General features: G+C 72.9%; 19 protein-coding genes. 6 read left to right on the forward strand and 13 right to left on the reverse strand.

Annotated elements, in window-relative coordinates; translation table 11 throughout:
• The coding region (locus FK498_RS10060; protein WP_141854135.1) for an ABC transporter permease subunit at positions 1–779 on the reverse strand (779 nt) is incomplete at its 3' end.
• Between the two features lie 9 nt (positions 780–788).
• Positions 789–1,784, reverse strand: coding sequence for an ABC transporter substrate-binding protein (locus tag FK498_RS10065; protein ID WP_141854137.1), 996 nt, complete (start codon positions 1,782–1,784; stop codon positions 789–791).
• Between the two features lie 113 nt (positions 1,785–1,897).
• Here FK498_RS10065 and FK498_RS10070 point away from each other — a divergent pair, with 113 nt between their 5' ends.
• Both FK498_RS10070 and FK498_RS10075 read left to right on the forward strand, forming a co-directional pair.
• Positions 1,898–3,484, forward strand: a complete 1,587-nt coding sequence (locus tag FK498_RS10070; RefSeq protein ID WP_141854139.1) for an acyl-CoA synthetase — start codon at positions 1,898–1,900, stop codon at positions 3,482–3,484.
• Between the two features lie 134 nt (positions 3,485–3,618).
• Complete coding sequence (locus tag FK498_RS10075) at positions 3,619–4,194, forward strand: DUF1013 domain-containing protein (RefSeq protein ID WP_141854141.1); 576 nt, start codon at positions 3,619–3,621, stop codon at positions 4,192–4,194.
• Between the two features lie 209 nt (positions 4,195–4,403).
• Here FK498_RS10075 and FK498_RS10080 read toward each other — a convergent pair whose 3' ends face one another.
• The 9 genes from FK498_RS10080 to FK498_RS10120 all read right to left on the reverse strand — a co-directional run bounded on the left by FK498_RS10080 (position 4,404) and on the right by FK498_RS10120 (position 13,972).
• On the reverse strand, positions 4,404–5,726 hold the full coding sequence (locus FK498_RS10080; protein ID WP_141854144.1) for a TRAP transporter large permease: 1,323 nt from the start codon (positions 5,724–5,726) through the stop codon (positions 4,404–4,406).
• The gene (locus FK498_RS10085) at positions 5,726–6,232 is read right to left on the reverse strand and encodes a TRAP transporter small permease (protein ID WP_141854146.1); all 507 of its coding nucleotides are present in this window, start codon (positions 6,230–6,232) and stop codon (positions 5,726–5,728) included. The genes FK498_RS10080 and FK498_RS10085 overlap by 1 nt, the downstream gene beginning before the upstream one ends.
• 54 nt (positions 6,233–6,286) lie before the next feature.
• Positions 6,287–7,279, reverse strand: a complete 993-nt coding sequence (locus FK498_RS10090; RefSeq protein ID WP_141854148.1) for a TRAP transporter substrate-binding protein — start codon at positions 7,277–7,279, stop codon at positions 6,287–6,289.
• A 138-nt stretch (positions 7,280–7,417) separates the two neighbouring features.
• The gene (locus FK498_RS10095; RefSeq protein WP_161988377.1) at positions 7,418–7,873 is read right to left on the reverse strand and encodes an OmpA family protein; all 456 of its coding nucleotides are present in this window, start codon (positions 7,871–7,873) and stop codon (positions 7,418–7,420) included.
• Positions 7,854–8,201 carry a hypothetical protein gene (locus tag FK498_RS10100; RefSeq protein WP_141854152.1) on the reverse strand — a complete coding sequence of 116 codons (348 nt, stop codon included), beginning with the start codon at positions 8,199–8,201 and terminating at the stop codon, positions 7,854–7,856. Before FK498_RS10100 ends, FK498_RS10095 begins: the two co-directional genes overlap by 20 nt.
• A gap of 126 nt (positions 8,202–8,327) precedes the next feature.
• Positions 8,328–10,745 (reverse strand): phosphoenolpyruvate synthase, encoded by a 2,418-nt coding sequence (gene ppsA / locus FK498_RS10105; protein WP_141854154.1) that lies wholly within the window; start codon positions 10,743–10,745, stop codon positions 8,328–8,330.
• An 87-nt stretch (positions 10,746–10,832) separates the two neighbouring features.
• Positions 10,833–12,182: an NAD(P)H-dependent oxidoreductase gene (locus FK498_RS10110; protein WP_141854156.1), complete on the reverse strand. Its 1,350-nt coding sequence runs from the start codon at positions 12,180–12,182 to the stop codon at positions 10,833–10,835.
• Positions 12,183–12,350: 168 nt separating this feature from the next.
• A complete protein-coding gene (locus tag FK498_RS10115) occupies positions 12,351–12,653 on the reverse strand; it encodes a hypothetical protein (protein ID WP_202614803.1) in 303 nt (100 codons plus the stop codon).
• A gap of 83 nt (positions 12,654–12,736) precedes the next feature.
• Positions 12,737–13,972, reverse strand: a complete 1,236-nt coding sequence (locus FK498_RS10120; protein WP_141854158.1) for a UbiH/UbiF/VisC/COQ6 family ubiquinone biosynthesis hydroxylase — start codon at positions 13,970–13,972, stop codon at positions 12,737–12,739.
• A 200-nt stretch (positions 13,973–14,172) separates the two neighbouring features.
• Here FK498_RS10120 and FK498_RS10125 point away from each other — a divergent pair, with 200 nt between their 5' ends.
• Both FK498_RS10125 and FK498_RS10130 read left to right on the forward strand, forming a co-directional pair.
• A complete protein-coding gene (locus tag FK498_RS10125) occupies positions 14,173–14,511 on the forward strand; it encodes a P-II family nitrogen regulator (protein ID WP_141854160.1) in 339 nt (112 codons plus the stop codon).
• Between the two features lie 25 nt (positions 14,512–14,536).
• On the forward strand, positions 14,537–15,832 hold the full coding sequence (locus FK498_RS10130) for an ammonium transporter (RefSeq protein ID WP_141854162.1): 1,296 nt from the start codon (positions 14,537–14,539) through the stop codon (positions 15,830–15,832).
• A gap of 45 nt (positions 15,833–15,877) precedes the next feature.
• On the opposite strand, the gene FK498_RS10135 is transcribed toward FK498_RS10130, so the two are convergent.
• Complete coding sequence (locus FK498_RS10135; RefSeq protein WP_141854164.1) at positions 15,878–17,086, reverse strand: hydantoinase/carbamoylase family amidase; 1,209 nt, start codon at positions 17,084–17,086, stop codon at positions 15,878–15,880.
• Between the two features lie 131 nt (positions 17,087–17,217).
• Here FK498_RS10135 and FK498_RS10140 point away from each other — a divergent pair, with 131 nt between their 5' ends.
• The gene (locus FK498_RS10140) at positions 17,218–17,544 is read left to right on the forward strand and encodes a hypothetical protein (RefSeq protein WP_141854166.1); all 327 of its coding nucleotides are present in this window, start codon (positions 17,218–17,220) and stop codon (positions 17,542–17,544) included.
• Positions 17,545–17,587: 43 nt separating this feature from the next.
• The gene (locus FK498_RS10145) at positions 17,588–18,190 is read left to right on the forward strand and encodes a class I SAM-dependent methyltransferase (RefSeq protein ID WP_141854168.1); all 603 of its coding nucleotides are present in this window, start codon (positions 17,588–17,590) and stop codon (positions 18,188–18,190) included.
• On the opposite strand, the gene FK498_RS10150 is transcribed toward FK498_RS10145, so the two are convergent.
• On the reverse strand, positions 18,142–18,879 hold the full coding sequence (locus FK498_RS10150; protein WP_141854170.1) for a class II aldolase/adducin family protein: 738 nt from the start codon (positions 18,877–18,879) through the stop codon (positions 18,142–18,144). The two genes, FK498_RS10145 and FK498_RS10150, sit on opposite strands and share 49 nt — an antisense overlap.
• Positions 18,880–19,207 lie beyond the last annotated feature (328 nt).

The following is a 19,207-nucleotide window of genomic DNA, read 5'->3' on the forward strand; positions in this document are numbered from 1 at the left end:
GCCCAGCCCTGAAGCGCGAGCGCGGGGGCCGCCATCGCCGCGAGCAGCAGCGCGATCGCCGCCGCCTCGGCGAGCGCGCCCGCGCCGCCGGTCGAGAGCGTCTGCCAGATCAGCACGGTCAGCACGATGAAGCGGGCGGGGATGCCGATCAGCGCGCCGACGCCGAAATTGCCCAGCGCGGCGACATAGGCGAGGCCGGCGCCGGCCGCGAGGGCGGGGGCGAGCAGCGGCCAGACCACGCGCCGCAGCACCGTCTCGGGGATCGCGCCGAGGCCGCGCGCGGCCATCACCGCCTCGCCGGGAATGCGGCGCAGGGTCGCGGCCAGGGTCAGGAACACCAGCGGCGTGCCCTGCACCCCCAGCAGCAGCATCATGCCGAGCGGGCTGTAGACCGGATTGGTCGTGCCGAGCGGCGGGGCGAGATCGAGTGCTAGCAGCAGCGGCGAGGATGGTCCGGCCGCCTGGATCCAGCCCAGCGCCATCACCTGCGGCGGCACGAGCACCGGCAGAACGGCGCAGAACACCAGCGTCCTGCGTGCCGGCACCGGTCCGCGCAGCAGGAGCGCCCAGGCGAGTGCGGCGCCCAGCGCGGCCGCGAACCCGGCCGCGCCGGCAGCGACGGCCAGCGAGCGCCAGGCCGCGCGCCACACGGCCGGATCGGCGAGCACGGCGCCGGGCGCGAGCACGCCCTCCGCCAGCAGGCGGGCGAGCGGCACGGCGCCGATCAGCACCAGCCACGACAGGGCGAGGGCGGCGAGCCCCCGCCCGTCACGCAGCATGAAGTCCGGTCAGCTCCCCGTCAGGGCGGCGAAACGCCGCAGCGTCTCGTCGCGCTCGCGCGCCGCCCGCGCGGCATCGAGCGGCATGATGCGGATCGTGCGCGGATCGGGGAAGCCCGCCGGCGGTGGAACCGACGGATCGGCCGGCAGGAAGCCCTGGCTCGCGGCGAGGCGCTGGCCCTCGGGCGAGAGCAGGAAGTCGAGGAAGGCGATCGCGGCCGGCACGTTGCGCGCGGTCGAGAGGATCGCCGCCGGCTCGGTGATCGCCGACACACCGTCCTCGGGGAACACGAAGCGCACCGGCGCGCCCTTCGCCGCCTCGCGGATCGGCAGGTAGTCGATCACCATGCCGAAGGCGCGCTCGCCGCCCGCCACCGCCTGCATCACCGGCCCGTTGCCGCCGCGCGCCTGCACCCCGAACTCGACCAGCTTCTCGATGTAGGGCCAGCCCAGGGCCGGGTTCTGCGTCAGCGCCAGCACGTGGATCGCCGCGGCGCCGGAGACCGCCGGCGAGGGCATCGCCACCTGGCCGCGCGCGCGCGGATCGGTGAGGTCGGTCCAGCGCGCAGGCACGAAGGGCGCGCGGATGTGGTGCATGATGCCGGTGGTGATCAGCTTGGTGCCGAAATAGCTCCGGTCGGCGGCGACGTGGTCCTCCGGCACGCCGGCGGTCCTCACCTCGGGTGCGGGGCGCAGCCGGCCTTCCGCCCGCAGCCCCTCGAAGGTCAGGCTGTCGGCGAGCAGCAGCACGTCCGGGCGCGGGCTGCCGGCGGCGATCTCGGCGCGCAGCCGCGTCATGATCGTGCCGGTGCCGCCGCGGATCCAGTCCACCTGCACGCCGGGGTGGAGCGCGCGGAACGCCTCGACCGTGCGCGCGGCATCGGGCTCGAGCTGGCTCGTGTAGAGCACGAGCGTGCCCGAGACGGCGGCGCGGGCGGGGCGGAGCGCGGGCAGGGCGAGGCCCGCCAGCGCGAGGCGGGCGAGGGGGCGGCGGCCGAGCAGCATCGAGGGGACTCCCATGGTCGTGCGGCGCGCGCTGATCTATGCCGGCGCGGCGGCGCCCGGCAGGGGGCGGCGTGTGAAGATCTGATGACGGCGGCGCAGGGAGGATGCAGGCGATGGGTCCGGCGACGGCGATGAATCTCGGCCGGCTGCTGACGCAGACGGCGCGCCGGCTGCCGGATGCGCCGGCCCTGGTCCAGGGCGGGGAGCGTCTGACCTGGGCCGAGCTCGACGACCGCGTCGACCGCTTCGCGGCGGTGCTGCGCGCGCAAGGCGTCGGCCACGGCGACCGGGTGCTGGTGCACAGCCGCAACACGGTGGCGATGTTCGCGAGCCTCTGGGCCACGCTGAAGGTCGGCGCGGTCTGGGTGCCCACCAATGTGCGCCTCACCCCGACGGAGGTGGCCTATCTCGGCGCGGCGAGCGGGGCGAGGGCGATGCTGCGCGACCGGGGCTTCGCCGCCCATGCCGAGGCGGTGCGCGCCGCGAGTGCCGCGCTGCGGACCGTGTTCGCGGTGGGGGACGCGCGGGAGGGCGAGGTCGATCTCGCGGCCGCGCTGGCCGCCGCCGAACGCCCCGCGCCCGACCACGAGGCGGATGTCGCCTACGGCGATCCCTGCTGGTTCTTCTTCACCTCCGGCACGACCGGGCGGCCCAAGGCGGCGGTGCTGACGCACGGGCAGATGTCCTTCGTGGTCGCCAACCACCTCGCCGACCTGATGCCGGGGCTCTCCGAGCGGGACTGCGCGCTCGTCTGTGCGCCGCTCAGCCACGCCGCGGGGCTGCATGCGCTCGCCACCGTGGCGCGCGGCTGCCCGACCGTGATGACCGAGGGCGAGCGGTTCGATCCCGAGGAGGTCTGGCGGCTCGTCGAGGCGCACCGCGTCACGACGATGTTCGTCGTGCCGACCATGCTGACCCTGCTGGTGGACCATCCGGCGGCGGACCGCCGCGACCATCGCTCGCTCCGCCACCTGCTCTACGCCGGCGCGCCGATGTACCGCGCCGACCAGAAGCGGGCGCTGGCGAAGCTCGGGGGCGGCTGCCTGACCCAGTATTTCGGCCTCGGGGAGGTGACGGCGAACATCACCGTGCTGCGCCCGGACCAGCACAGCCTCGCGGACGACCCGGCCTACCCCATCGGCTCCTGCGGCATGCCGCGCACGGGGATGGACATCGCCATCCTGGACGAGGCCGGGCGGCGGCTTCCGCCCGGCGCGACGGGCGAGATCTGCGTGCGCGGCCCGGCGGTGTTCGCGGGCTACTGGCAGAACCCGGAGGCCACCGCCCGGGCCTTCGCCGGGGGATGGTTCCACACCGGCGATCTCGGCCACCTGGACGCGCGGGGCTTCCTCCACATCACCGGCCGGGCCTCGGACATGTACATCTCGGGCGGCTCGAACGTCTATCCGCGTGAGATCGAGGAGGCGATCCTGACACACCCGGCCGTTGCCGAGGTGGCGGTGGTCGGCCTGCCGCATCCGAAATGGGGCGAGGCCGGGGTCGCCGCCGTGGTGCCGAAGCCGGGCGCGTCGGTGGACGAGGCGGCGATCCGGGCCCATCTCGCCGGGCGGATCGCGCGCTACAAGCAGCCCCTGCGCGTGGTCGTCTGGGAGGCGCTGCCGAAATCGGGCTACGGCAAGGTGCCGAAGGCGCTGGTCCGGCAGCGGCTCGAGGCGGAGGGCGTGGGCTTCGCGGACTGACCGGACCGGGTCCGGTACGGGGCCGACCCGGGTTGCCCGGATCGCGGTTGACCCGACCTGCGTTTGTCTTATGTACCGTGACGGACCCATGTCGCCGCGGGATCCGCGCCGCCGCGACCGCAAGGATGACATCGATGACGCTGCCCCTGATGCCGAAGGCGACGGCCGTCTGGCTGATCGAGAAGACGTCGCTCACCTTCGAGCAGATCGCCGAGTTCACCGGCATGCACCCGTTGGAGATCCAGGCGATCGCCGACGGCGACGTGGCCGTGGGCATCGTCGGCCATGATCCCATCGCCTCGGGCCAGCTCACGCGCGAGGAGATCGCCCGCTGCGAGGCCGACCCGACCGCCCGGCTCAGGCTCGCGCCGATGTCGGTGCAGCTGCCCAAGCCGAAGACGAGGGGGGCCCGCTACACGCCGGTTTCCAAGCGGAACGACCGGCCGGACGGGATCGCCTGGCTGCTGCGCAACGTGCCGGTGCTGTCGGACGCGCAGATCTGCAAGCTGCTCGGCACCACCAAGGAGACGGTGCAGAAGATCCGCGACAAGACGCACTGGAACAGCGCCAACATCAAGCCGCGCGATCCCGTGATCCTCGGCCTCTGCACGCAGAGCGACCTCAACCGCGAGATCGCGCTCGCGGTCGAGAAGGCCGAGCGCGAGGGCCGGCCCGTGCCGATGCAGCCCGAGGCCTCCGGCCACCACTGATACCCTCCGCACAAAGGCTCGACCTTTGTGCGGAGGGTATCGCGCGCGGGGCTGGTGGGGCGGCCGCGCGCGAACATGACCCCGTACCAGCCCGCCGAAGGTCAAGCCTTCGGCGGGCTGGTATGATAGCCGGCCACGAGGGGATTCACCCTCGTCGGCCGGGCATCTTCCTCCGGCTTCGCGCCGCCGCGCGCCAGCCCCCGCGCCGCTCAGCCCAGCATCCCCGGCGCGGCGAGGCGCGGGATCGCCAGCACGAGGCCCGGGAACAGGATCACCAGCGCGAGCACGCCCAGCATCGGCACGAGCATGATGCAGACGTCCCTGATCGCGTCGATCACGCGGATGCCGCCGATATGCGCGGCGATCATCAGGCAGAGCCCGTAGGGCGGGGTGACCAGGCCGAAGGCGAGGCTGATGATGCCGATCAGGGCGAAATGGATCTGGTCCATCCCGACCGCCTGGGTGATCGGCTGGAGGATCGTGCCGACGATGATGATCGAGGGGATCGCGTCGAGGAAGCAGCCCACCACCAGGAAGACGAAGGCGACGAAGAAGCCGGTGGCGGTGGTCCCCATGCCCCAGGACGCCACGCCCGCCAGCATGAACTGCGGGATCTGGTAGTAGGCGAGCAGCCAGCCGAAGGCCGAGGCCGTGCCGACGCAGAACAGCGCGACCGAGGCGAAGCGGGCGGATTCCAGCACCGCCCGATAGAACCCCTCGGCGCTCATCTCGCGATAGACGACGAGCGACAGCACCGCCGCGTAGATCACCGCGATGCAGCCGCTCTCGGTCGCGGTGAACCAGCCGAACAGCTTGCCGCTGACGATCAGGAGCGGCGTCAGCAGCGCCGGGAAGGCGTGCGCCGCCGCGCACAGCGTCTCGCGCAACCCGGCGCGCTCGAACACGGGATAGTTCCGCCGCCTGGCGTAGCCGTAGACCGTGCCCATCAGCGCGAGCGTGATCAGCATCCCGGGGACGATGCCGGCCAGGAACAGCCCGCCGATCGAGACGGTGAGGATGCCGCCCCAGACGATCATCAGGATCGAGGGCGGGATGATCACCGCCAGCACCGACGAGCACGCCGTGATCGCGACCGAGAAGCGCAGGTCCATGCCGAGCTTCACCTGCGCGGGAATGAAGATCCTCGACTGGCTGGCCGCATCGGCGGTCGAGGAGCCGGAGATGCCGGCGAAGAAGAACGACAGCACCACGTTCACCTGCGCCAGCCCGCCGGGGATGTGCCCGACCAGGGCGCGCGCGAGCTCCATCAGCCGGCTGGTGATGCCGCCCGCGTTCATCAGGTTCGCGGTCAGCAGGAAGAACGGCACGGCGAGCAGGATGAAGCTGTTGTAGGCGTTGAAGGTCTCGCCGACCAGCAGCAGCGGCCCGAGCCTGGGCTCGATCAGCGTGATCGGCAGCACCGCGAGGCCGAGCGCGAAGGCCACCGGCACGCGCAGCGCGAGCAGGCCGAAGAACAGCACGAACAGGATCGCCGCCGCCTCGGCGGGCGCGAGCACGTTGCCGCCGGGCATCAGGTGTCGCGCCCCGTCAGCACGCGGAGGGCATCGGCGGCGTGCAGGGCGGCGAAGATCAGCCAGCTCGCCCCGCTGACCGGCCAGGCGATGTGGATCAGCCAGAGCGGCAGCTCGGCGAGCTCGCTGATCCGCCACCAGGCGAACTCGGTGTACTCCCAGCCCCAGACGAGGAAGGCGAGGGCGAGCACCAGGATCGCGGCGTTGGCGGCGAGATCGAGCGCGGCCGCCTGCCGGCGCGTCAGCCGCGGCCACAGATCGACCACGAAATGGCCCGCCTCGCGCACCCCGACCACCGAGCCGATCATAATCATCCAGACCAGCAGGAAGCGCGCCATCTCCTCGGTCCAGATGAAGTGCGGGATGAAGGGCACGAAGCGGCTGATCACCTGCATCGTCACCGGCACGACGAGGATGCCGAGCGAGAGGGCCAGCAGCACGCGCAGCGCCCGGGCGTAGAGGTCGGCCAGGCGCCGCAGCGGGCCGGGCGCGGAGACGTCGGTCATGGGCGGGGGTCCGAACGGGAGGGGCCGGGGCGGCGCGCCGCCCCGGCCGCCGGATCAGCCGATCAGGCTCTGCATGCGCGCGAGGATCGCCTCCGCGCCGATCTCCCTGGCGTAGTCGGCGATCACCGGATCGACGCGGCGCTTCATCTCGGCGCGGTCGGCGAAGGGGATGCGCTTGAGCTTGCCCGCGCGCTCCAGCGCGACGAGCTTCTGCTCGTCCTCGCCCGACTCGATCTCGCGCCCGTAGGCGCCGGCCTCCTTGCCGGCGCGCAGGATCGCCTCCTGCAGGTCCTTCGGCAGGGCGTTGAAGGTGCGCACCGAGAAGCAGAGCGGGCGGATCGTGATCGCGTGCTGGGTGAGCGCGAGATTGGGCGCGACCTCGTAGAAGCGCATCTGCTCGACGCCCGCGGCCTCGTTCTCGCCCGCCTCGATCACGTTGTTCTGGATCGCGTTGTAGACCTCGTTGTAGGCGATCACCGTCGGGCTCATGCCGGCGGCCTGGAAGGTGCGGCTCCAGATCGGCGCGCCCTGGACGCGGATCTTCAGCCCGCGCAGCTCGTCCATGTTGCGCACCACCTTGTTGGCGAAGATGTTGCGCACGCCGCCGCCGGCATAGCCGATCAGCATGACCTGCGCGCGGCGCGCGATCTCGTCGGCCACCGGCTTCAGCACGTCCTCGTTCAGCACCTTGTTCCAGTGGTTCAGGTCGTTGAACAGGAACGGCGCGTCGATGAACGGCGCGGCGCGCGAGAAGGTGGACATGTGCGCGGGCGAGACCACGGCATAGTCCACCGCACGGCCCTGCGCCATGTATTCGAAGTACTGCTTCTCGAGCCCGAGCGAGGAGTTCTTGTGCAGAACGAAGTTGATCGGCTTGCCGTAGTATCTCCTCACCAGCTCCTCGAAGCGCACCATGCACTTCGTGAAGGCGTGCTCGTCGTTGAACTGCGAAGCGCCGTTGAGCGTGATCGCCTGGGCGCGCGCGGTGCCGAGCGCGGGCAGCGCGAGGGCTGCGCCGGCGGCGATGATCTGGCGTCGACGGACCATGCGTCTCCTCCTCCATGATGGACGCCGGCATCTCCCGGCCGGCTGGAGCGTAACCATACAGTTACCGCGCGGGCCGGGATAGCCCCCGGCCGCGCCGCATCCGTTGCCGATCCGCAATCGCCTCGCGGTGGCGCCGGCTCAATGCTGCGGCGGGATCGCGAACACCTCGACGCGGCGATTGACGCCCGCGCGCGGGTTCTCCGGCGTCAGCGGCTGCAGCGGGCCGAAGCCCTGCGGCTTCAGCCGCCGCGGCGAGACCCCGCGCGCGACGAGATGGTCGACCACCGCCGCCGCGCGCAGGTCGGACAGCGCCATGTTGCGGCCGAGCCGTCCGGTGCTGTCGGTGTGCCCGTTCACCTCGTAGGTGTGGTTGTGGAGCCGAGGATCGTTCATCGCCTCGGCGAGCGGGTCGAGCACCTCGCGCGCCTCCGGGCGCAGCGCGTAGCTGCCGAGGTCGAAGTTCACCGTCAGCACGATGCCGCGCGCGGTCAGCGCCGCGATCCGCTCGGTCTCGGGGCTGGCGCAGCCGGCGAGCGCGGCGAGGGCGGAAAGCCCCGCCAGCAGGCCGCGGCGGTCAACGCCCGGCGAGCGCATCGACGATCTCCTGCCGCGTCGGCGCATGCCCGGTGAGATCGGCGACCGGCACGCCCGGCCGGCGCACCAGGCCGAGCCGGTCCATGATCGCCTCCGCATCGGGCGGCGGCGTGCCCTCGCGGTCGAGCACCGCGCGCGGCAGCGGATAGGTCCGCTCGATCGAGTCGAGGACGAGCGCGCGCGACTTCGGGTCGCTGCCGGCGACCGCCTGCGCGGTCGGTGCGACGCCGGCGCGGCGCAGGAGATCGGCCACCGCCCCGTCCTGGGGCTGGGCCTCGGCGGCGGCTGCCGCCACCAGGATCGGCAGGGCCAAGAGCGGGCGGGTCATGGGCTCCTCCTCGCGGACCTGGCCGCAGGATAGCACCCGCAGTGTGGCGGCCATGCGGCCGGCGGGGCGGCCTGCGATCGGCCGCGCAGCCGGGAGGAGAGCGGCCCTCGCGCGGCGCCGCCCGGCCTATCGCACGGCTGCCGGCGCGCGCGCCTCCGCCGCGCGCCGCGCCTCGACCTCGGCGACGCGTCTGGCCGCGGCGACGAAACCGTCGGGGTTGAGCGAGATCGAATCGATGCCGCACTCGACCAGGAAGGCCGCGAAGTCGGGATGGTTCGAGGGCGCCTCGCCGCAGATCCCGACCTTGCGGCCGGCGGCGTGCGCGCGGCGGATCACCTCCGCGATCATGCGCCTGACCGCCTCGTCGCGCTCGTCGAACAGGTCGCGCAGCTCGGCGCTGTCGCGATCGACGCCGAGCACGAGCTGGGTGAGGTCGTTCGAGCCGATCGAGAACCCGTCGAAGCGTTCCGCGAACTGCTCGGCGAGGATGACGTTGGAGGGAATCTCGCACATCACGAAGATCTCGAGCCCGGCCTCGCCGCGCGCGAGCCCGTGTTCGGCCATGATGGCGAGCACGCGGTCGGCCTCGGCCGGGGTGCGGCAGAACGGGATCATCACGACGATGTTGTCGGCGCCGATCTCGGCCCGCGCCTTGCGCACCGCCCTGCATTCGAGCGCGAAGGCGTCGCGGTAGCGGGGCGAGTAGTAGCGCGAGGCCCCGCGCAGGCCGAGCATCGGGTTCTCCTCCTCCGGCTCGAAGGCCGCGCCGCCGACGAGATGCGCGTACTCGTTCGACTTGAAGTCGCTCATCCGCACGATCACGGGATGCGGATGCCACGGCGCCGCGATGCGCGCCAGCCCGCGCGCCAGCGTGTCGACGAAGTAGGCGGGCTTGTCGGGATGGCCGCGCGTCAGCGCCTCGATCGCGCGCCGCGCCGTAGGGTCGGTCACACGGTCGAAATGCACCAGCGCCATCGGGTGCGCCTTGATCACCGCCGAGATGATGAACTCCATGCGTGCAAGCCCGATCCCCTTCGCCGGCAGCTTCCACCAGCGCAGCGCCGCGGCCGGCGAGGCGATGTTCAGCATCATCGCGGTGCGCGTCCCGGGGATGGTCGCGAGGTCGAGCTCGGTCGAGGTGAACGGCAGGCGGCCGTCATAGACCCGGCCCTCCTCGCCCTCGGCGCAGGAGAGCGTCACCTCCTGGCCGTCGTGCAGCAGCGATGTCGCGCGCTGCGTGCCGACCACGGCCGGCAGGCCGAGCTCGCGGCTGACGATCGCGGCGTGGCTGGTGGGCCCGCCATGGTCGGTGACGATGCCGGCCGCCTTCTTCATCAGCGGCACCCAGTCCGGATCGGTCGATTCCGTCACCAGCACCGCGCCGTCGCGGAACTCGGCGATCGCGTCCGGCGAATGCACCACCTGCACCGGCCCGGCGGCGATCCTCTCGCCCACCGCGGCGCCGGTGAGGATCGGCGGGCGCGGCTTGCCGGTGAGCCGCCAGGTGCGCAGGCTGCTGCCCTGGCGCGTGCCGTGCACCGTCTCGGGCCGCGCCTGGACGATGAAGATCTCGCCCGTCGCCCCGTCCTTCGCCCACTCGATGTCCATCGGCCTGCGGTAGTGGCGTTCGATCGCCACACCGGCGCGGGCGAGAGCGAGGATCTCGGCGTCCGACAGCACGAAGGCGCCCTGCTCGCGCCGGGTCGTCTCGACCATCGCCGTGCGCGCGCTGCCTCCCGTTGCGTAGACCATCTTCTGCGCCTTGGCGCCGCGCGTCTTGTCGAGGATCGGCACCTTGGCGGGATCGGCGAGCGGCGGCTTGAACACCAGATAGCGGTCGGGATCGACCGTGCCCTGCACCACCGGCTCGCCGAGCCCCCAGGCGGCCGAGATCAGCACCACGCCGGGGAAGCCGCTCTCGGTGTCGAGCGTGAACATGATGCCCGACCCGCCGAGATCGGCGCGCACCATGGCCTGCACGCCGACCGAGAGCGCGACCTGCATGTGGTCGAAGCCCTGCATCTCGCGATAGGCGATGGCGCGGTCGGTGAACAGCGAGGCGTAGCAGGCGCGGCAGGCATCGATCAGCGCGCGCTCGCCGCGCACGTTGAGGAAGGTCTCCTGCTGGCCGGCGAAGGAGGCGGTCGGCAGGTCCTCGGCGGTGGCCGAGGAGCGCACCGCGACCGCGGGGTCGGGCGTGCCGAGGCGCTCGCCCAGGCGGCGATAGCCGGCGCGGATCGCCTCCGCGAGGTCGGGCGCGAAGTCGGTGTCGAGCAGCAGGCGCCGGATCGCCGCCCCCGTCTCCTGCAGGCTCGCCGCACCCTCGCGGTAGCGCGCGAGGGCCGCCGCGATGCGGGGCCCGAGGCCGTGCGCCGCGAGATGCGCGCGATAGGCGGCGGCGGTGGTGGCGAAGCCCGGCGGCACCCGCACGCCGGCCGTGGACAGCGCCCGGATCATCTCGCCGAGCGAGGCGTTCTTGCCGCCGACGCGGCCGACATCGTCCTGGCCGACCTCGGCGAGGTCGAGCACGAGCGCTTCGGTCATCGCTGTCCTCCCGTCCGCTCGGCCGGAAGGGGAGCACGGGCGATGCCGCGTCCGCCTTGATCGAGCGCAAGCGCGGCGGAGGCGGCGTCAGGCCGCCGCCTGCGCCGGTCGGTGCGCCTCCTCCATCGCGCGGCGGAGCCGCACCGCCTCGTCGGTGGCGTCGAACGCGACATCCGACCAGCGCAGCACCTCGCCGGCGCCGACCGCGCGCGTGAGCCGCACGCCATGCGCAAGCCCGATCGGCAGCGTGCCTTCGGCGGCGGCGCGCGCGGCCGGGATGCACTTCCCCCACACGGTGGCCCCTCCCTCGCCGTCGAGCACCTCGCCGGCGGCGAGGTCGCGCTTGGCGGTCGCCGCGACGTCGCCGCGCCACGCCTCGGGCGCGCCGGTCGGCTCGCCGCGCAGCGCGGCGGAGGCGACCGAGACGCCGAGCTCGAGCCCGATCAGGTGATAGGGACGGTAGAGCGCGGCGTAGCGGCCGGAGGGATCGGTCGCCACGCCGTACTCGGCGAAGCAGCGGCGCACGTAGTCGCTCTCGCCCTCGAACACGACGTAGACGCCCCAGCGCAGGTCGCGGTGCACGGGCCGGCCGTCCCGTTCCAGCGACGAGACGACCTCGACCATGCCCTTGGCGGCGAGCACGCCGCCCTCGGCGGCCGGGCGCAGCACATGCGGCAGGTCGTCGGCGCCGCAGGGCGGGAAGGTGAGCCCGTCCGGCGGGGCCGCAAGGCCGGTCGCGTTGGCGATCGCCGCCATCTCGATGCCGCTCTTGGTGCCGTCGAGGAAGGAGTTGAACATCTGCGGGTTCATCCCGCCGGCGCGCGCGTCCTGTTCGCTCAGGCCGTAATGGCGCCAGACCGTCGCCGGGGTCGAGGCGTGGTAGGCGGGCAGGTACTTCGTCCCCTTGCCGGCCGCGACCACGGCGAAGCCGGCGGTGCGCACGGTGTCGACGAGCTCGCAGACCAGCGCCGGCTGGTCGCCATAGGCGAGCGAATAGACGAGGCCGGCCTGGCGGGCGCGCGCGGCGAGCACGGGGCCGGCGAGCACGTCCGCCTCGACGTTCACCATCACCAGATGCTTGCCCGCCTCGATCGCGGCCAGCGCATGGCGGATGCCGGCGCCGGGGTGGCCGGTGGCCTCCACGATCACCTCGACCCTGGGATCGGCGATCACCGCGGCGGCGCTGTCGGTCAGGACGGTCTCGCGGTGGCGCACGGCATCCGTCGTGCCGACGATTCGCTCGGGCGCCCAGCCGATGCGCGCGAGCGTCGCCCGGGCGCGCTCCACGTTCACGTCGGCGATGGCGCGGACGTGCAGCCCGGGCGTGCGCGGCACCTGGGCGAGGAACATCGAGGCGAACTTGCCGCAGCCGATCAGCCCGACGGTGACGGGACGGTTCTCGGCCGCGCGGGCGCGCAGCATCCGGTAGAGGTTCATGGGCGTCTCCTCGGTCGGGAGACGATACGCGAGGCAACGCGGCTTGGGCTATGGCCTGCGGCGCGGCGCCTTCATGGGATTGGCGGGCAGGGGCAAGGGCCTTTCGACCCTTGGCCCCCGCGAAAGAAACAGACACCCGGGGGCGACGCTCGCCCCCGGACCCCCGCGCTACCGGCCGAACGGGATGCTCAGCCCGATCGACAGCTCGCCATAGGGCGGGCGGTAGCGGTAGCGCGGGTAGCCGTAGACGACCGCGGGCGGCGGTGCGTAGATCACCGGCGGCGGCGCGTAGTAGACGGGCGGCGGCACCACCACGACCGGCGGCCGATGCGGCCGGTAGAAGTAGCCATGATGGTGGTGGTGGTGGCGGTGGCCGTGCCAGCCGCCGCGGGCCCAGGGCGGATCGGCGAGCGCCGGGGTGGCGCCGAGAAGCGTGGCGGCCGCGGCGGCGAGCGTCAGGCGAAGGCGCATCGGTCTGTCCTCCCGGTCATCCCACGTTCATCGGACGATTCTTATCCGACAATCGTAGGGCGGATTCTCGGCAGAAATGCGCCTCACGCCACCTTGAGCGGCGCGAGCGGGCTCAGACCCATCGCCGCGCGCATGAACACGCGCTTGAGGGGGGGCAGACGATCGACCGCCGCGATCCCGAGATCGCGCGCGAGCCGCACCGGCGCGAGATCGGTCGAGAACAGCCGGTCAAGCAGGTCCGTCGCCGCCAGCATCGCCAGGTTCGCCGGCCGGCGTGCGCGCTGGTAGCCCGCCAGCACCTCCGCGCCGCCGACATCGCGCCCCGCACGGAAGGCCGCGACGATCCGCGCGCCGAGCGCCCCGGCATCGCGGAACCCGAGATTGAGCCCCTGGCCCGCGATCGGGTGGATGCCGTGCGCGGCATCGCCCACCAGGGCGAGCCGCGTGTCGGTGTAGCGGTGCGCCAGCAGCGCGCCGAGGGGATAGCGCCAGCGCATCCCGACGGGCGTCACCGGCCCGAGATGGTCGCCGAAGCGCCGCGCGAGCTCGCGCGCGAAGCGCTCCGCCTCGAGCGTCCAGATCCGCGCGGCCTGGGCGCGCCGCTCCGTCCAGACGATCGCGCTGGTGCGCCCGTCGCCCCCTTCGCCCGGCAACGGCAGGATCGCGAAGGGTCCGGCGGGGAGGAAGTGCTCGATCGCGACGTGGCCGTGCGGCTCGGCGTGACGCACCGCCGCGACGATCGCGTCCTGGCCGTAGTCCCAGCGCGTCACCGGGATCCCGGCCGCCTCGCGCGTCGCACTCTCGCGCCCCTCCGCCGCCACCACCAGCTGCGTGCGGATCGTGCGGCCGTCGGCGAGCCGCACGGTCGCGCTCTCGGGGCCGCGCGCCACCGCCGCGACCGTCGCCGGCGCGGCGACGATCAGCCCGGGCAGGCTCGGGAGCTGCGCATTGAGCGCGATCCTGAGGTGCCGCGCCTCCACCATCCAGCCGAACGCGTCCTCACCCGCCGCCGCCGCGTCGAAGGTGAGGGTGAGCGGGCTCGGCCGCCGCCCGAGCCTGCCGTCCGAGACGCGGATGCGCCGGATCGGGCAGGGCAGGTCGCCGAGCCGGTCCCACACCCCGGCCTCTTCGAGCACGTCCCGGCTGCCGCGCGCGATCGCATAGGCGCGGCCGTCGAACTCCGGCAGCTCCATCGGCGGCAGCGCGGCGCGATCCACCACGGCGGCGGGCACCCCGGCCTCGGCCAGCAGGCAGGCGAGCGTCGCCCCCACTGGCCCCGCCCCCAGGATCGTCACCGCCACGTCGTGCACCGTCGTCATGCCGCAAGTCTTGGCGCGGGCGCCGGGAAATCAAGCGGCGCGACGCAGAGCTGCCCAATCCTTGGGCAGAACGCCGCCGTGGCAGGCCGCGCGACCGGCCGAGCCCATGCCGTCTCCGTGCCGTTTCCGTGCCGTCCCGGCTTTGGCACGCGGCTTGGAACGCGCCTTGCGGCCGACCAACCGGCAAGGACAAGGGACGCATGAAGCTCATCATGGCGATCATCAAGCCCTTCAAGCTCGACGACGTGCGCGAGGCGCTGACACCGCTCGGGGTGCAGGGCCTCACCGTGTCGGAGGTGAAGGGATTCGGCAGGCAGAAGGGGCAGACCGAGATCTACCGCGGCGCGGAGTACCACGTGAACTTCCTGCCCAAGGTGAAGATCGAGGTCGTGGTCGAGGACGGCATGGTCGATGCCGTCTGCGAGGCGATCACCCGGAGCGCGCATACCGGCAAGATCGGCGACGGCAAGATCTTCGTGCTCGACATCGAGCGCGCGATCCGCATCCGCACCGGCGAGACCGACGCCGCCGCGCTCTGAGCTCCAGCAGGGGAAGACACCACCGATGACGAGACTGTCCACCAAGCGCGCGCTGGCGGCGCTCGCCGCCGCCGCGCCCGTGCTCCTCTTCGCCACCGCCGCCGCGGCCGACGAACCTGCGATCGACACCGGCGACATGGCCTGGATGATGACCTCGACGGTCATCGTCCTGATGATGACGATCCCAGGCGTGGCGCTGTTCTACGCCGGCATGGTGCGCAAGAAGAACGTGCTGGCCACGCTGATGCAGTCCTTCGCCACCTGCGCGCTGATCACCATCGTCTGGATGGTCGCCGGCTACAGCCTCGCCTTCTCGGGCGACGGAAAGTACGTCGGCGATCTCGGTCGGATGTTCCTCTCCGGCATGATGGAGAGCTGGGACAAGCCCTGGGGCGAGATGACGATCACCGAGCCGGTGTTCATGACGTTCCAGATGACCTTCGCCATCATCACCGCCGCGCTGATCACCGGCTCGTTCGCCGATCGCATGAAGTTCTCGGCGCTGCTGGTGTTCCTCGCGCTCTGGTCGCTGCTCGTCTACAGCCCGGTCGCGCACTGGGTCTGGGGCGGAGGCTTCATGAAGGACTGGGGCGTGCTCGACTTCGCGGGCGGCACGGTGGTGCACATCAACGCCGGTGTCGCGGGTCTCGTCGGCGCGATCGTGCTCGGCAAGCGCCGCGGCTACGGCACCGAGAACATGGCGCCCTACAACCTCTCGCTCTCGGTGATCGGCGCCTCGCTGCTCTGGGTCGGCTGGTTCGGCTTCAACGGCGGCTCGGCGACCGCCTCGGACGCGAATGCCGGACTCGCGATCGCGGTGACGCAGATCGCGACCGCCGCGGCGGCGCTCGCCTGGATGTTCGCCGAGTGGGCGGTGAAGGGGAAGCCCTCGGTGCTCGGCATCATCTCGGGCGCGGTCGCCGGCCTAGTCGGCATCACCCCCGCCGCCGGCTTCGTCGCGCCGGTGGGCGCGCTGGTGATCGGGCTTGCCGCCGGCATCGCCTCGTGGTGGGCCTCGACCGAGCTCAAGCGGATGCTGAAGTACGACGACAGCCTCGACGTGTGGGGCGTGCACGGCGTCGCCGGCATCGTCGGCGCGATCCTCACCGGCCTGTTCGCGGTCGAGGCGATCGGCGAGACCGCCGGCGGCATCGGCCAGATGATCATCCAGATCCAGGGCGTGGTGGTGACGATCGTCTACACGGGCGTCGTCAGCTTCATGCTGCTGAAGCTCGTGGATCTGCTGATCGGGCTGCGCGTCAGCGAGGAGGAGGAGGTCGAGGGCCTCGACACCGCGCTGCACGGCGAGCGGCTGGGCTGAGGCGCGCGCGGGGAGAAGGCCGCAAGGCCCTCTCCCCGCCACCTCCTATCCCTTCACCAACGCCTCGGCCGCGTCGGCCAGCACGGCACAGCCGAGCACGATGTCCTCCTCCTTCGTGTCCTCGGTCCAGTGGTGGCTGATGCCGCCGATCGAGGGCACGAACAGCATCCCCGCCGGCATCCGGAGCGCCACCACCTGCGCGTCGTGGCCCGCGCCCGAGGGCATGCGCTGCCAGGCACCCGGCGCGCGCGCCTCCGCCGCCGCCGCGAGCGCGTCCTGGAACCGCGCATCCATCACCTTCGGGATGCCCTTCGAGCCGTCCTCGATCGTCACCCGGCACGGACCCGCCGCATCGGCCTCCGCCACCAGCGCGCGCAGATGCGCCTCCATCCGGTCGAGCACGGCGGGGTCGGCATCGCGCACCTGCACGTTCATCTCCGCGCCACCCGGAATGATCGACGGCGCGTTCGGATCGAGCGACATCCGCCCGATCGTCCACACCGACCGCTCGGCGACCACCTGCGGCATGGTGTCGTGGATGCGGTTCGCGAGCCGCACCATCGCCACACCCGCATCCTTGCGGATCGCCATGCGCGTCGTGCCGGCGTGGTTCTGCACGCCCGCGAAGCGGATGCGGAAGTTCCAGATCGCCACGATCGACGTCACCACGCCGAGCCGGAGCCCCTTCGCCTCCAGCTCGTCGCCCTGCTCGACATGCGCCTCGAGGAAGCCCACGTAGCGCGAGGGGTCGTCGAGCGTGACGCGCGGAACCCCGGCGAGCCCGGCCTCGGCCAGCGCGTCGCGCAGCGCGATGCCGCGCGTGCGGCAGCGCGCGGCGTCGATCTCCGCCTCCGTCACCTCGCCGATGAAGGAGCGGCTGCCGAGGAAGCTGCCGAAATGCCCCTCCTCGTCGGCGAAGGCGACCACGTCGATCGGCAGGCCGCGCAGCGCGCGCGCGATCTCCAGCGCGCAGATCACGCCGAGCGCGCCGTCGAGCCATCCGGCCTCGTTCTGGCTCTCGAGATGGCTGCCGATCAGCAGCCGCCGCCCCGGGTTGCGCGTGAAGCCGAAGACCGAGGCGATGCCGTCGATCCGTGCGTCAAGCCCGGCCTCCTGCATGCGCGCGACCAGCCAGCGCCGCGCCTCGACATCCGCGGGCGAGAGCGTGGGCCGGTGCACGCCGGTCCTGAACCGGCCGAAGCCGCGCAGCGTGGTGAGGTCGCCGAGCAGGCGGGCGGGATCGATCGTCGCCATGCCGCATCGTGTCGCGCGGCGTGCGCGGCGGCAAGCGGGCACGCCTCCGCCTGCGCGCTGTGACGGCCCTCACACGCGGCTGGCCGCGCGCGGGCGCAGGCTTTCCCCGGGCAATCGGGGGACACGGTGCCATGAGCGACGCAGCGACCACTCTGGAACGCCTGAGCACGCTCGAGGATCTCGCGGCGCGGCGCGACCCCAGGCGCGATCCGCTCGGCTGGGCGCGCGCGGAGGCCGCGCTGTGCCGGGCGCTGGCCGAGGAGGGCGCGCACGAGGAGCGCATCGACTGGCTGGTCGAGGCGGCGATCCGCGCCGCCGATGCGGTCACCGCGCGCCCGCTGCCGATCGAGCTGCGCGAGGCCCTGCTCGAGACGATGCGGCGCGCGCTGCGCACCCTCGCGCACCAGGACGGGCGCGGCCGCCGCCGCCCGCGCCCCGCCGCGCGAAGCTGCGCCTGACGCCGGGGCTGACAGCGCGGCCGGTCGGATCCACGATCGGCCGATGACCTCCTGGCGCGACCGCTGGCAGCATCGCTACGCGACCGAGCCGTGGCTGTTCGGCCGCGCCCCCAACCTCTATCTGCGCTCCCTCGACTGCCGCCTGCCGCGCGCGGGCCGCGCGCTCTGCCTGGGCGAGGGCGAGGGACGCAACGCCGTCTGGCTCGCGCGGCGCGGCCTCGCCGTCACCGCGGTCGATTTCGCGCCCGCGGCCCTCGCCCGCGCGCGCAGCCTCGCCGCCGAACACGGCGTCGCGGTCGAGACCCTCGAGGCGGATGTCGCGCGCTGGCGCGCCCCCGAGGCGGCGTTCGACCTCGTCACCCTGATCTTCCTCCAGCTCTCGCCCGACGAGCGTGTGCCCGCCCATCGCGCGGCGATGGCGGCACTCGCGCCCGGCGGCCTCCTCGTGCTCGAGGCCTTCGCGAAGGGCGACCGCCTCGCCTGCGGGCCGAGGAGCGATGACAGCCGCTACGACGAGGCGATGCTGCGCGCGGATTTCGCCGGCCTCGAGATCCTCGAACTCCTCACGGGCACGGTGGCGCTGGAGGAGGGCGAGGGTCACCGCGGCCCGGCGCGCGTGGTGCGCCTGTTCGCGCGGCGGGGCTGATCGCGCCGGACCGGCATCTCGATCGCGTGCGGATCGTTCTCCTGCCGCTGCTGGCCGTAGGAGCGGAAGCGCGCCAGCACCACCGCCATCTCGGCCTCGTCGAGCACCACGGGCTGCCCCAGCGTGCGCGCGATCCAGTACTGCCGCGCCAGCGTCTCCACCTCGGCCGCGCGCGCGACCGCCTCGGCGAGGCTCGCGCCCACCGCGACCACGCCGTGATTGGCGAGCAGGCAGGCGCTGCGCCCCTCCATCGCCGCCAGCATGGCGCGCGAGAGGGCGGCGGTGCCGAAGGTCGCGTAGGCGGCGCAGCGGATGTCCGGCCCGCCCGCGACCGCCACCATGTAGTGGAAGGCCGGGATGTCGATGCGCAGGCAGGAGAGGGCGGTGGCGTGGGGCGAATGCGTGTGCACCACCGCCTGCACCTCGGGCCGCGTGCGCATCAGGTCGAGATGCATCCGCCATTCGCTCGAGGGCAGCACCGCGCCGCGATAGCCGCCGTCGAGATCCATCGCCACCACGTGCTCGGGCCGCATCGTCTCGTAGGCGATGCCGGAGCCGGTGATCAGGAACCCCTCCGGGACGCGGACCGAGACGTTGCCGGAACGGCCTGGGGTGAGGCCGCGCCGGTTCAGCGCGCGGCAGGCGGCGATCACGGCGCGGCGCAGATCGAGATGGTCGGGCCCGGTCATGCCGCCATGCTGCGCCGGCGCGGGCGCCGCGTCATCCCCGGCGGCCTTGACGGCACGGGCCGGCACCCGATCTCCGACCCATGCCGGAGGAGTTCGCCTTCGCCCTGCTGAAGCTGTTCCTGGTCTGCGGGCCGGTGATCGGCTGGGGCGTGCTGGAGCTCTGGCAGCTCAGGCGCGATCGCGCGCGCGGCCGCTGAGCGGGCGCCCGGCCGGCTCATCCGCGCAGGCCGCGCATCTGCGCCGGATAGCCGCCGGCGTCGATGCGCACGTCGATCACGGCGGGGCCGGGCTCGGCGAGCGCGGCCTCGAGCGCGGCGCGATACCCGGC

Source organism: Elioraea sp. Yellowstone (genome assembly GCF_006704265.1).
Classification (GTDB): Bacteria; Pseudomonadota; Alphaproteobacteria; order Acetobacterales; family Acetobacteraceae; genus Elioraea.